General features: G+C 40.0%; 10 protein-coding genes. 4 read left to right on the top strand and 6 right to left on the bottom strand.

Going from position 1 to position 13,603, the window contains the following annotated elements:
- Positions 1-48 precede the first annotated feature (48 nt).
- From lpdA to ampD, 6 genes are all read right to left on the bottom strand, one after another.
- Positions 49-1,476: a dihydrolipoyl dehydrogenase gene (gene lpdA / locus CWC16_RS17585; RefSeq protein WP_055018841.1), complete on the bottom strand. Its 1,428-nt coding sequence runs from the start codon at positions 1,474-1,476 to the stop codon at positions 49-51.
- Between the two features lie 175 nt (positions 1,477-1,651).
- On the bottom strand, positions 1,652-3,562 hold the full coding sequence (gene aceF / locus CWC16_RS17580; RefSeq protein ID WP_138542475.1) for a pyruvate dehydrogenase complex dihydrolipoyllysine-residue acetyltransferase: 1,911 nt from the start codon (positions 3,560-3,562) through the stop codon (positions 1,652-1,654).
- Positions 3,563-3,572: 10 nt separating this feature from the next.
- A complete protein-coding gene (gene aceE / locus CWC16_RS17575) occupies positions 3,573-6,239 on the bottom strand; it encodes a pyruvate dehydrogenase (acetyl-transferring), homodimeric type (protein ID WP_055018839.1) in 2,667 nt (888 codons plus the stop codon).
- 90 nt (positions 6,240-6,329) lie between these two features.
- Positions 6,330-7,079: a pyruvate dehydrogenase complex transcriptional repressor PdhR gene (gene pdhR, locus CWC16_RS17570; protein WP_004588597.1), complete on the bottom strand. Its 750-nt coding sequence runs from the start codon at positions 7,077-7,079 to the stop codon at positions 6,330-6,332.
- A gap of 404 nt (positions 7,080-7,483) precedes the next feature.
- Positions 7,484-8,335, bottom strand: a complete 852-nt coding sequence (gene ampE / locus CWC16_RS17565; protein WP_138542474.1) for a beta-lactamase regulator AmpE — start codon at positions 8,333-8,335, stop codon at positions 7,484-7,486.
- A 13-nt stretch (positions 8,336-8,348) separates the two neighbouring features.
- The gene (gene ampD / locus CWC16_RS17560) at positions 8,349-8,903 is read right to left on the bottom strand and encodes a 1,6-anhydro-N-acetylmuramyl-L-alanine amidase AmpD (RefSeq protein WP_138542473.1); all 555 of its coding nucleotides are present in this window, start codon (positions 8,901-8,903) and stop codon (positions 8,349-8,351) included.
- A 218-nt stretch (positions 8,904-9,121) separates the two neighbouring features.
- Here ampD and nadC point away from each other — a divergent pair, with 218 nt between their 5' ends.
- The 4 genes from nadC (at position 9,122) to CWC16_RS17540 (ending at position 13,577) form a co-directional block, all read left to right on the top strand.
- Entirely contained in the window at positions 9,122-9,967 is an 846-nt protein-coding gene (gene nadC, locus CWC16_RS17555) for a carboxylating nicotinate-nucleotide diphosphorylase (RefSeq protein ID WP_138542472.1), read from the top strand.
- Between the two features lie 474 nt (positions 9,968-10,441).
- Positions 10,442-10,855, top strand: coding sequence for a pilin (locus CWC16_RS17550; protein WP_138542471.1), 414 nt, complete (start codon positions 10,442-10,444; stop codon positions 10,853-10,855).
- A 62-nt stretch (positions 10,856-10,917) separates the two neighbouring features.
- Positions 10,918-12,258, top strand: a complete 1,341-nt coding sequence (locus tag CWC16_RS17545) for an O-antigen ligase family protein (RefSeq protein ID WP_171037683.1) — start codon at positions 10,918-10,920, stop codon at positions 12,256-12,258.
- 89 nt (positions 12,259-12,347) lie between these two features.
- On the top strand, positions 12,348-13,577 hold the full coding sequence (locus CWC16_RS17540) for a type II secretion system F family protein (RefSeq protein ID WP_138542470.1): 1,230 nt from the start codon (positions 12,348-12,350) through the stop codon (positions 13,575-13,577).
- The last annotated feature ends 26 nt before the right edge of the window (positions 13,578-13,603 follow it).

Genomic DNA, 13,603 nt, shown 5'->3' with positions numbered 1-13,603 from the left:
AAAACCCAGCAAAAGCTGGGTTTTTAAAAACTAAATTAAAAAGTTAAATTACTTCTTCTTTTTAACCGCTTTTTTGTTTGGTAAATCAGTGATTGAACCTTCAAAAATCTCAGCTGCAAGGCCAATTGACTCGTTCAATGTTGGGTGAGCATGAATAGTAAGCGCTAAATCTTCACCGTCTGCGCCCATTTCAACTGCTAAGCCGATTTCGCCAAGCATTTCGCCTGCGTTAATACCCACCATAGCACCACCGATTACACGGCCACTGTCTTTATCAAAGATAAGCTTAGTAGAACCTTCAGTACGAGCAGATGCAATTGCACGACCTGATGCAGCCCACGGGAATACCGCAGTTTCAATGCTTAAGCCTTGCTCTTTTGCTTCTTTCTCAGTCACACCAACCCACGCGATTTCTGGATCAGTGTAGGCAATTGAAGGAATACATTTAGGATCGAAGAAGTGCTTCTGACCAGAGATAACCTCTGCTGCAACATGGCCTTCGTGTACCGCTTTATGCGCAAGCATAGGTTGGCCAACTAAATCACCAATTGCAAAAATATGGTCTACGTTAGTACGTAATTGCTTATCAACATTAATAAAGCCACGCTCATCAACATTAACACCTGCTTTATCAGCATCAAGTAAGTTACCGTTAGGCGTACGGCCTACTGCAACAAGTACTTTATCGTAACGTACTGGCTCAGCTGGTGCGTTTTTGCCTTCAAAAGTAACGTATAAGCCATCATCTTTCGCTTCAACTCCAACAACTTTAGTAGAAAGCATAACATTGAATTTTTTGCTTACGTATTTTTGGTAAATCTTGATGATATCTTTATCCGCAGCCGGAACTAACTGATCTGCAAATTCAACTACATCAATATCAGAACCTAGTGCGCGGTAAACTGTACCCATTTCAAGACCGATGATACCACCACCTAAAACAAGTAGTTTCTCTGGTACGTCTTTAAGCTCTAATGCGCCAGTTGAATCAATTACACGGTCATCCTCTGGGATGAACGGTAAGCTAACAGGTTTAGAACCCGCAGCAATGATTGCGTTATCAAATGTAATAGTTGTAGTGCCGTCAGCACCTTCAACGTCTAAAGTGTTACTACCAGTGAATTTACCGTAACCTGGTACAACTTTAACTTTACGCATCTTAGCCATGCCGTCTAAGCCACCTGTAAGCTGGCCAACAACCGACTCTTTCCAAGAGCGAATTTTGTCTAAATCAATTTGCGGAGCGCCAAAAGTAACACCGTGAGATGACATTTCTGCAGCGTCATCAATCACTTTAGCCACGTGTAAAAGTGCTTTTGAAGGAATACAACCAACATTAAGACATACGCCGCCTAATGTTTCACGCGATTCTACCAATGTAACTTCTAAGCCCAAGTCAGCAGCACGGAAAGCCGCAGAGTAACCACCAGGACCACCGCCTAGTACAACAACTTGAGTTTTTAATTCGTTGCTCATGCTATTACCTTAATTGTTTGAACGGGACACTGCCCTAAAATTTAACTGCCATGTTTCTGCATGGGCAGAAAATCAGAGCAATTCACAAATAGTGCAAAGATTGTATCATTGCATATAGTAAAAATCCCAGCTAAAAACAACTGGCTGGGATTTGATTTTGTTCATATTGTAGCGATTACATCACTAATTGACGAATATCACTCATGTAGCTAGCAAGCGTTGCGGTAAAGCGTGCAGCTAGCGCACCGTCAATCACACGGTGATCGTACGACATAGACAGCGGAACCATTAGTTTTGGCTCAAACTCTTTACCATTCCACTTAGGTTTCATTTCAGATTTAGATACACCTAAAATTGCCACCTCTGGTGCATTAACAATCGGCGTAAATGCCGTACCGCCAATACCGCCTAAGCTTGAAATAGTAAAACAGCCACCTTGCATGTCAGATGAGGTTAGCTTACCTTCACGCGCCTTTTTAGAAACATCCATTAGCTCGCGAGATAATTCCATAATGCCTTTTTTGTCCACATCTTTAAACACTGGAACAACTAAGCCATTAGGTGTATCTACCGCAACACCAATGTTAATGTATTTCTTCAGAATTAAGCTTTCGCCATCCTCAGACAGTGACGAGTTAAATGTTGGGAATTCAGCAAGTACTTTTGCCGCTGCTTTCATCACAAACACAAGTGGTGTGATTTTAACACCCAGCTTTTTCTTCTCGCTAAGTACATTTTGCTCTTTACGGAATACTTCAAGGCTTGTGATATCAGCTTCGTCAAACTGTGTAACATGGGGAATTTGCACCCAGTTACGGTGTAAGTTTTTACCCGATAGCTTTTGAATGCGTGATAGTTTTTTCTCTTCGATTTCGCCAAATTTAGCAAAATCTACTTTCGGCCAAGGTATTAAACCAAGCTCACTACCGCCTGCATTGCCTTTACCAGCTGGTAATTGGCCTGATTCAACTTGCTTAACTAAGTTTTTAACATAGTTTTGCACGTCTTCTTTAACCACACGGTTTTTACGGCCTGAGCCTTTAACGTTTGCTAAGTTAATACCAAATTCACGCGCTAAGCGACGAACAACTGGCGATGCATGGGCATATGCGCTGTTGTTTTCAAAGCTTTCGTTGCTTGCTTTAGCAGCAGGTGCAGCTTGAGCTGGCGTAGACTCGGTTTTTGCAGGTGCAGCCGCTGGCTTTTGCTCAGCAGTAGCTGAAGCTTTTGCAGGTGCACTACCGGCAACTTCAAATACAAAAATAAGAGAACCTGTTTTTACTTTGTCGCCCGCAGCTACTTTAATTTCTTTAACTGTACCTGCAAATGGCGCTGGTACTTCCATTGCCGCTTTGTCGCCTTCAACGTTTAAGATAGATTGCTCTTCTTCTACGCTATCGCCAACAGCTACCATGATTTCAGTTACTTCAACTTCATCATCGCCAATATCAGGTACGTTTACTTCTTTGGTGCTTGGCTCGGCGCTTTGAGCAGGCTCTGCTGGTGCAGAGTCTTGCTTAGGCGCATCTGATGCTGGCGCACTTGAACCGGCAACTTCAAAAACAAACACTAAAGAGCCTGTTTTTACTTTGTCGCCTTCGGTTACTTTAATTTCTTTTACAGTACCGGCAAAAGGTGCAGGTACTTCCATAGATGCTTTATCGCCTTCAACACTTAAAATTGACTGCTCTTCATCTACGCTATCACCAACGGCAACCATGATTTCTGTTACTTCAACTTCGTCGTCACCAATATCTGGTACGGTTACTTCTTGAGTTGAAGAACCTGAAGCTTCTGCAGGTGCAGATGCTTCAGTTTTAGCCGGCGCTTCGGGCTCGCTTTGTGAACCTGACTCTTCGCCTTCAAAAATCATAATTAACGAACCGGTTGTTACCGTGTCGCCTTCGCTTACTTTAATTTCTTTTACTGTACCTGCTTGCGCAGCAGGTACTTCCATTGATGCTTTATCGCCTTCAACGGTAAGTAAAGATTGATCAACATCTACTTTGTCGCCAACGCTTACTAAAATTTCGGTTACTTCTACGTCATCGCCACCGATATCTGGTACATTAATTTCAATACTCATTGCAAACCTCTTATGCGTACAGTGGATTTAGTTTGTTTGTGTCAATGTCGAACTTTTTAATTGCTTCAACAACCACTGACTTTTCAACATCACCGCGTTTAGCAAGTTCAGATAACGTAGCAACAACCACGTAGCTTGCATTAACTTCAAAGTGACGACGTAAGTTTTCACGGCTATCAGAGCGTCCGTAACCATCTGTACCAAGCACTTTATAGTTGCTGCTTGGAATAAATGAACGCGCTTGTTCTGCGTAGTTTTTCATGTAGTCGGTAGCGGCAACAGTTACTGAGTCGTTTAATACGCTCGTAATGTACGGTGTTTTTTGCTTGCTTTCTGGGTTAAGCATGTTGAAACGCTCAACGTCTTGACCATCACGCGTAAGCTCATTGAATGAGGTTACTGAGTAAACATCTGAGGCAATACCGTACTCTTCGCTTAAAATAGCTGCCGCTTTGCGTACTTCAGTCATGATAGTACCTGAGCTTAATAGCTGTACGTTGGCTTTTTTACCTTCGTAGCTTTCTAGCTTGTAAATACCTTTACGAATACCTTCTTCAGCGCCTTCTGGCATAGCTGGTTGATGGTAGTTTTCGTTCATAAGCGTTAGGTAGTAGTAAATATTTTCTTGGTTTTCACCGTACATACGACGAATACCGTCTTGAATAATTACCGCTACTTCAAATGCGTATGTTGGGTCGTAAGAAATACAGTTAGGAACCGTATTTGCAAGAATGTGGCTGTGACCATCTTCGTGCTGTAGACCTTCACCATTAAGCGTAGTTCGGCCAGCCGTAGCACCTAATAAGAAACCGCGTGCTTGTTGGTCACCCGCCATCCATGCCATGTCGCCAACACGTTGGAAACCAAACATAGAGTAGTAAATGTAGAATGGGATCATAGGTAAATCGTTCGTGCTGTAAGATGTTGCAGCAGCTACCCATGACGACATTGCACCTAGCTCGTTAATACCTTCTTGAAGTACTTGGCCTGATGTTGCTTCTTTGTAGTAAGAAACAATATCACGGTCTTGAGGGGTGTAGTTTTGGCCATGTGGATTGTAAATACCGATTTGACGGAATAAACCTTCCATACCAAATGTACGTGCTTCATCAGCAATAATTGGCACAATGTTTTTACCAATGCCTTTGTCTTTAAGTAACACGTTAAGTGCACGTACAAAGCCCATTGTGGTAGAGATATCACGCTTTTGCTCTTCAAGTAGCGGCTTAAATGCATCTACTTCTGGCAGTTTTAGTTCTTCGCTAAAGTTAGGAATACGTGTAGGTGTGTAACCTTTAAGTGCTTCACGGCGTGCGTGTAAGTACTTGTATTCTTCTGAGCCTTCTTCAAGCGTTAAGTATGGAAGATCTTTAATTTGCTCTTCTGATACTAAATCTTGTAGGCCTAAACGGTCACGTAAGTGTTCAACATGGCTCATGTCCATTTTCTTCACTTGGTGCGCAATGTTTTTACCTTCAGCTGCTTCACCCATGCCGTAACCTTTTACAGTTTTAGCAAGAATTACAGTAGGACGGTCGTTTGTTTGCTCAGCCTTTTTAAATGCAGCATAAAGTTTAGATGGCTCATGACCACCACGCTTAAGCGCAAAAATTTCGTCATCCGTCATATCAGCAACAAGTGCAGCTGTTTCTGGGTAACGACCAAAGAAGTGCTCACGTACGTACGCGCCATCTTTAGCTTTGTATGTTTGGTAATCACCGTCAATTGTTTCGTTCATCAATTGTAGTAATTTACCCGATGTATCTTTAGCTAGCAGAATATCCCATCCGCTACCCCATACAACTTTAATTACGTTCCAACCAGCGCCTTTAAATAGGCCTTCTAGTTCTTGAATAATTTTACCGTTACCCATAACTGGGCCATCTAAACGCTGTAAGTTACAGTTAATTAGGTAACATAGGTTGTCTAGCTTTTCACGTGCAGCGAAAGAGATTGCGCCGCGTGATTCTGGCTCATCCATTTCACCGTCACCTAAAAACGCGTATACACGTTGGTTTTTAGTGTCTTTTAAGCCACGGCCATCTAGGTATTTTAAAAAGCGCGCTTGGTAAATAGACGCAATTGGACCTAAGCCCATAGATACCGTTGGGAACTGCCAAAATTCAGGCATTAATTTAGGATGTGGGTATGAAGGAAGGCCTTTGCCATCTACTTCTTGACGGAAGTTATCAAGCTGTTCAGCTGTTAAACGACCTTCAACAAATGCGCGTGCATAAATACCCGGAGAAATATGGCCTTGGTAGTAAACTAAGTCACCGCCGTCTACTTCATTTGGCGCTTTAAAAAAGTGATTAAAACACACTTCGTAAAACGCAGCTGATGATTGGTAAGACGCCATATGGCCGCCTAAGTCGAGATCTTTTTTCGATGCACGTAATACAATCATGATTGCATTCCAACGAATAATCGAACGAATACGACGCTCAAGGTTTACATCCCCTGGGTAAGCCGGTTCTTGATCTACTGGAATAGTATTAACGTAGTTAGTTGTTGTGCCAGTTGGCATATCAACGCCGTCTAAACGGGCTTGCTCTAACACTTGCTCAAGTAAAAACTGAGCTCGTTCAACACCTTCTTCGCGCACAACTGATTCAAGAGCTTGTAACCACTCTTGTGTTTCTAGCGCGTCTACGTCAATTTTATTGACTTCAGACATATGGAGGTTTCCTTATGTTTAAAATACGAATGTTGTTAATTTAATACCACGTATACCTAATTTAGTGTGTTCTAAGTACAGCGTATTAGCTTAATTTTGTTTTGTGCGTCTTAAACTACGTTCAATTCGCGAATGCTCTTTACCCGCTTCAAGTAATGCTTCTTCAATAAAGGCTAAATGGGCATTACTGGCTAAACGGGCTTGTTCTGGATTGCCCTCAATTACGGCATCCATTAATAAGCGCCTATGCTGGGCTAATTGATTGCTAATATCTGGTTTTTTTAATAAAACCGTTAAGTTTTGCAATACATTTTGTTCCAGTAGCGCTTGCATGCCTCGCACTAAGTGAAGTAAAACCACGTTGTGTGAGGCTTCGGCTACACTAAAGTGAAACGCATTAATTGCTTTGGCTTTTAGCTGTAAATCGTTATTAACTTGGGCGATTTTATCAAAGCTTTGTTTAACCTTGGTAAAATCGGTGCTGGTACCACGAAGCGCCGCATAATAAGCCGCGATCCCTTCAAGCGCATGACGAAATTCAAGTAAATCAAACTGTGATTCAGGATGCTTACTGATCAAATCAAATAGCGGATCAGTGAGCCCCTCTTCAAGCTGGTTCTTTACAAACGTGCCACCACCTTGCCTACGAGTCACTAAACCTTTTGCTTCTAGCTTTTGGATGGCTTCGCGTAGTGAGGGGCGAGACACCTCAAACTGTTTTGCTAGTTCGCGCTCTGGCGGCAGTTTTTCACCTGGCGCTAATGAGCCCTCAAGAATCATGTTCTCAAGTTGCTGTAAAATAACATCAGATAATTTTGCTGCTTTAATCTTTAAAGACATTAATCAACGTCCACGTTGTATAAATACTAAAAAGCCTAATTTTTAAGGCCTAGAGCTTGACGATTTACCCAAAAGGTAAATTGGTCATACCAAAAATTTTCAATAAGGTATCAAAAAGGCAAATAACTGTCAATTTACGGTTTATTTGAGCAATTAAGCTAGCGTAACGCATTTTGAACGAAGTTCAAAACAGTACAAAATTGTGGATGTTTTGTGCAAACGTTAACAGGATGAAAACAAATGGTCTGACCAGAATAAATTAGAATATTCACTCTAGTTGAATTTATTGAAGAAATTAGTTTTTGAGTCAAAAAGGTGGGAGCGGCGAGTTTACCCCGCGTCTAATTATCTTGCCGCGATACTCACCGTAAGCGCGGCGTACATTGCGCGATATAAAATCGCGACTACGATAAACCGCCAAATAAAGTAAGCAGTGCAATCAGTACTAAATAAAAGAGCACATTGCGTTTAACGAGCTTAATCATACAGGTAGCTTCAACGGCACATCCGTAATAACGCTGTTCTACTTGTTCGGCTGCAAGGGCTGTACATGTAACTACTTTTCGGTTTGATGTTTTAAAATCCAGCACATAATCCAACCAACAACTTGTGCCTTTATTAAAGTTACCAATAACTAAGTAGCCAAAGCTTGCAACACGTGCAGGTAGCCAATCTAGCCAAAATAAAAATTTATGCAGCAACTTAAAGCGATTAGCAAACACCACTTTGTGGTTTTCTTTTACTAAATCGGCAAGTGTACGCACTATTGCATACAATACTGCGCCTGGGGCGCCAAGCACAACAAACCAAAAAATTACGGCGCAGTAAAATCTAAAATTGATCCACGCTAAGGTTTGCCCAAATGTTTCTCCGCCTTCCTCATCCTCTAAGTGTTTCTGCCCCATTTGGAGTGCGTATAATGAAGCCGCGGTTTTATCATCTCGCGTTAATGCATTTAAGTACGACTTATATAAAGCCCGGTGCTTAGCACAACCAAAGCAAACTAATAAAACCACAACATTTATAGCTAATTGCCACAGTACAAAGTCAGAAAGAACATATATAAGCGCCACAGCCACTACCGGCAACACTAGCCAAATTAAAAAGCCAATTGCCGAGCTAAATAATCCTTTTTCACTAAGTAACTTACCCGAACGGTTTAAATAACCATTAGCGTAATAGCTAATTTGCCAGTACTGAGAGCGAGCTCCTAAGCGCTCAAGTATTAGTGCAATAATTATAGAAACTAAAATCATGATAGCGACTCACTTAATTTGCTTGCTCTAGCCTACTTATATAAGCAGGCCAATTAAAACTTTCCCCAGGGTCGGTTTTTCGCCCAGGTGCTATATCGCAATGCCCTACTATACGCTTTGTGGTAATAAGCGGGTAGCGAATCATAATAGCCTTTGTCAGGTTATGTAAGCTTGTGTACTGCGCCTGAGTATAAGGTGTGGTATCTGTGCCCTCAAGCTCAATACCTATACTAAAATTATTACACGCACTTTGCCCAGCATACTCAGACTGCCCAGCATGCCATGCGCGTTTATTAAATGGCACATATTGAATAATCTCGCCTGTACGTTTTATAAAACAGTGCGCCGAGACTCTAAGCCCATTTAAATCACAAAAGGTGGGGTGCGCATTACAATCAATCTCACCCATAAACAGGGCATCAACGTGTTCGGTGCCAAATTGCCCAGCCGGCAGGGAAATATTATGAATAACCAACAGCGAAATATCGGTATTTTTAGGGCGCTCATCAAAATGCGTACTGGGCCGCAGTGTTATATTAGCGACAACGCCGCTTGAATCTATTTGCATTATTTTAAAACCACGGTATACATAAGCTTGATGCTAAAGGATTTAAATACAGAATGATAGCCATTACGGTTAGTCAACATGTAACCGCTTAGCAAAGCGGCTTTTAGCGGGTGTGCTCTATATGCAGGTGTAATAGCCTCACTTATTTAAAAGCGCTTCTCTTAGCTATTTAAACATAGTAAAATTTGCTTAATTTATTAACACTTATGAGCCTTCATATGTCAATTTCGCACTCGCTTATTACTCAACTTGTTACCCTCGCCTTAGATGAAGATCTAAATTATCAAACTGCGCAAGATGGTGATATAACCGCGCAACTTATCCCGCAAAATGAGCACGCAAATGCCAAAGTGATTACCCGTGAAGATTGCGTTTTTTGTGGTAAAGACATAATTATAGAAGTGTTTAAACAGGTAGATCCAAGCGTTGAAATTAACGTACTTGTAAATGATGGCGACTTTGTACCAGCAAATAGCACCTTATTTACCGCTAAAGGCGCTGCCCGCGCTATTTTAACAGCCGAACGTACCGCGCTTAACTTTGTACAAACGCTTTCGGGTACTGCCACAACTACCGCACATTATGTAAAAGAACTAAGCGGCACCACAACCCAACTGCTCGATACCCGTAAAACAATACCCGGACTCAGGCTACTTCAAAAATACGCTGTTAAATGCGGTGGCGGTGCAAACCACCGTATAGGCCTATTCGATGCGTTTTTAATTAAAGAAAACCACATAGCAGCGTGTGGCGGTATTGATAAAGCTGTCGCACAAGCCAAGCAAAACCACCCCACAAAACCAGTAGAAGTAGAAGTAGAGTCGTTACATGAACTCGAGCAAGCCATTAATGCAGGTGCCGATATAATCATGCTCGATAACTTTAGTGTGGAACAAATTCAACAAGCTGTTGTCATTACTAATAAGCGCGCTAAATTAGAGGTTTCTGGCAATATGACGCTAGAAACAGTTAAAACTTACTCACAAGCAGGTGTCGACTTTATATCAAGCGGCGCTCTAACAAAAAATTTACAATCAATCGATTTATCGATGCGTTTTGTATAAAAGCACAGCGATAAGTTTGTCATATTAGTTCTAATTAATTGACAAAACGCATGAAAAGACTTTTAATAATCCAAAAGGATTACTTTGTAACAACTTGTTAAATAAAGTATCCTTTTTAGAAAATTATGTGTGCTTTAAGCATATAAAAAGTGTTAGACTAACCCTGTTGTATTACTTCTTTGAAAAATATAGTAATAAGTAACTGCTTTTTGTTTTAATCTTAAAAAAATACTTAAAAGATTAAAGCAAATGGTCAGTATGTTTCCTATATTTAGTCTACTTTGTGTTTAGGTAGCCTGTACAAGTTGCAACATAATGAACTCACATTTAGCTTTTGTGTTTCATACCTAAGGCTAAAAGTACGTGAAAATTTATTTTTAAGTAAATCTGTAAAGTTAATCAGGTAATTTTAGCTTGGCACTGTCGCCACTAACCTGACTACCTTACAAAACATTATCCTTTAGGAGAGGAAACATGAAAACAATGACTCAAAAACAACAGGGTTTCACCCTAATTGAATTAATGATTGTTGTAGCAATCATCGGTATTCTTGCAGCGGTAGCATTGCCTGCTTATTCTAAATACCAATCAACTTCGAAGTTAACAGCAGCTTTAGCTGAAATTTCATCTGGTAGAACCGGTTTTGAGATAGCAAAAAATAATGGTGTTGAAACTCCTACTCTAGCAGAAACGGGCTTATCATCACCAACTCAAAATTGTACTATTACAACTGGTGAAGATACAATTCAATGTGTTGTTGTTAATGCCCCTACTCAAATTGAAGGTGCAACACTTACTTGGACCAGAACCGACGCTGGTGAGTGGTCATGTGCTACATCTGAGCTTGATGATGAAACATTAGCACCTAAAACATGTCCACAATCTTAATGCTTTATTAATTAAAAAAAGCGCCTCAGCTGGCGCTTTTTTAATGCGTAAAATTGGCAATTATGAATAAAGTAAATCAGTTCAAAAGATTAACCATCAGCTTGCTCTTTCTCTGCACACTAACACCTTTTATACCAATAACTTCATACGATTATCATAACCACCAACGAATCATTCAAATAACTTTCTTTCTTAGCGTAAGCTTTCTCGTTATCACTGCTTTTATCTCTAATAAGAAACCTGTTATGAGATCATTGGATAAAAAAAGTTACTTGTTATTCATTATATTTATCTCTTTTGGTTATTTATCATCCTTAATGAGTCATGAGCCAAGCTTTAGTTTGCTTTATACATTTCATATAAGTTTACTTATTGTATGTATGTACTATGTAAGTACCATAAGTGATAAGAAATCTATTTTATTTATCATTTATGCATTATTAATATCCCACACAAGCTTAGTATTAATTTGTTTGCTCAATATCATTTTTACGCTTTCTGAGCAGCAACCACTAAATCCTTACATAATATATTCTGGCTTTATCAACATCCGATTTTTTAATCAGGTACAGGTATTTATTCTGCCTTTGTTAATACTGCTTTTGAAGTTTAGGAAAATTCAGCGCATCGTATTCATGGTTTTATTTTTAAACCTGTTACTCGTATTTATTGGGCAAGCCCGTGGCGCTTTACTCTCTTTTCTAACCTTCTCGGTGTTAGCACTTATATTAAAAACCTCTTTAAAAAAGCAAATACTAAAAGGGTTAGTTTGCCTAGTTGTAAGCTATGTTAGTTTTTATGTACTAGATTCACTTAATCAAGGAGGCGCTGAAATACTCCGTACAAGCTCATCAGGACGAATTGACTTGTGGCAGAATACGCTATCCAATTTGACTTGGAAGAACTTACTAATAGGAAATGGTCCCGGGGTATTTGAAATGTCGCTGGGAACCTCTGCCCCCTTTAGCCATCCACATAACTCATTAATTGAAATTTTCAATGAATGGGGTGGAATAGCCCTTACATGTATTATTGTGTTGGTATTTACAACACTAAAAAAAGCATTTAGACACTTAAGAAAACATAAAAATGATATAGCTACAGAAGCTATTTTTTATTCCTTTACTATAGGTTTAACCTATTCGTTATTTTCTGGTGTGCACGTGATGCCCGTTTCACAAACTCTATTATTTATTATGTGGGGCTTACTAATTGGCAGGCTTTATAAGAATAAAAACCAGCCACTTTCTATTAATGTGTATGTAAAACTTTTTTTAGGATGCGTATTTATTCTCGGATGGGCATTCTACTTACAAAAAGCAATAGAAATTTATAATAATATAGACCCTGATAAAGGCTATATATACGGCCCACGGTTTTGGTCTGTTGGCCAGCGTTTTTGACAAAACATATTTTCTACCAAGAATCATTAGTTTAAGTTATGCTTATGATGATTATAAATCTTTAACCAGAATAAAACTGAGTACTTCCAATGGCAAAAAAACAAGAAGATAAAGGCCTTGATACCTTTCAATGGGTAGGCGTAAGTGCACGAGGGAAAAAGCTTGAAGGAGAGCTAACAGGCTCTAGTGTTGCTCTTGTGAAAGCTCAGCTTAGAAAACAAGGCATTACTCCATCAAAAGTTAAGCGCAAGCCTAAGCCATTATTTGGCATACAAAGTGTTCAAAAAATCACGCCTAAAGATATTGCTCTAGTTACACGCCAAATTGCCACTATGTTAATGGCCGGCGTACCACTCATTCAAGCTATCGAAATGATTGGCTCAGGTTCCACCAATAAAAGTGTTGGTAAGTTAATGGAAACTATTGGTGATGAGGTGAAAGCAGGCCTACCATTATCTCAAGCACTTAGAAAACACCCTCGCTATTTTGATGATTTATATTGTGATTTAGTTGCCTCAGGCGAACAATCAGGTGCGCTTGATAAAATATTTGACCGTGTTGCCCTTTATAAAGAAAAATCTGAAGCACTGAAATCAAAAATTAAAAAAGCGATGTTTTATCCTATCTCAGTATTGGTTATCGCTGGCATTGTAACTTCTATATTACTTATCTTTGTAGTTCCTCAGTTTCAAGATATATTTGCAGGCTTTGGCGCACAACTGCCTGCATTCACCTTATTTGTTATTGGCATTTCTGAGTTTATGCAAGAATATTGGTGGATGATGTTAATAGCCATTGTTGGCTTTGGCTATGCGTTTAAAGAAGCTAAGCTCAGAAGTTTAAAACTTAGAGATGCAACCGACAGAGCTATATTAAAACTCCCTGTAATTGGTATGATTTTAAATAAAGCAGCTGTTGCCCGTTATGCCCGTACGCTTTCGACCACATTTGCGGCAGGTGTACCATTGGTTGATGCATTAGATTCTGCAGCAGGTGCTTCAGGTAATGCTGTTTACCGCTATGCTATTTTAGATATTAAAGCAGAGGTGAGCTCGGGTAACCAAATGAACTGGGCGATGCGTAATGCTAAAATATTTCCTGATATGGTGATTCAAATGGTAGCCATTGGTGAAGAGTCAGGATCGCTTGATGGTATGCTTGCAAAAGTAGCGACTATTTATGAACAAGAGGTGGATGATGCCGTTGATGGCTTATCTAGCTTATTAGAGCCGCTTATTATGGCCGTACTCGGTGTGCTTGTAGGTGGCCTAATTGTTGCCATGTACTTGCCAATTTTCCAGTTAGGTTCTGTAATTTAAAGCATAGCTGTAAGCTGTAAGCTGTA

Origin of the sequence: Pseudoalteromonas sp. S3776, from assembly GCF_005886915.1 — a bacterium.
Classification (GTDB): domain Bacteria; phylum Pseudomonadota; class Gammaproteobacteria; order Enterobacterales; family Alteromonadaceae; genus Pseudoalteromonas.
This window is presented reverse-complemented; position numbering and strand designations above follow the sequence as displayed.

Bases quoted from the DNA above. Each gene is read 5' to 3' on its own strand.
- ampE (WP_138542474.1), bottom strand. From the start codon at position 8,335: ATGATTTTAGTTTCTATAATTATTGCACTAATACTTGAGCGCTTAGGA.
- ampD (WP_138542473.1), bottom strand. From the start codon at position 8,903: ATGCAAATAGATTCAAGCGGCGTTGTCGCTAATATAACACTGCGGCCC.
- nadC (WP_138542472.1), top strand. From the start codon at position 9,122: ATGTCAATTTCGCACTCGCTTATTACTCAACTTGTTACCCTCGCCTTA.
- aceE (WP_055018839.1), bottom strand. From the start codon at position 6,239: ATGTCTGAAGTCAATAAAATTGACGTAGACGCGCTAGAAACACAAGAG.
- CWC16_RS17545 (WP_171037683.1), top strand. From the start codon at position 10,918: ATGAATAAAGTAAATCAGTTCAAAAGATTAACCATCAGCTTGCTCTTT.
- CWC16_RS17550 (WP_138542471.1), top strand. From the start codon at position 10,442: ATGAAAACAATGACTCAAAAACAACAGGGTTTCACCCTAATTGAATTA.
- pdhR (WP_004588597.1), bottom strand. From the start codon at position 7,079: ATGTCTTTAAAGATTAAAGCAGCAAAATTATCTGATGTTATTTTACAG.
- CWC16_RS17540 (WP_138542470.1), top strand. From the start codon at position 12,348: ATGGCAAAAAAACAAGAAGATAAAGGCCTTGATACCTTTCAATGGGTA.
- aceF (WP_138542475.1), bottom strand. From the start codon at position 3,562: ATGAGTATTGAAATTAATGTACCAGATATCGGTGGCGATGACGTAGAA.
- lpdA (WP_055018841.1), bottom strand. From the start codon at position 1,476: ATGAGCAACGAATTAAAAACTCAAGTTGTTGTACTAGGCGGTGGTCCT.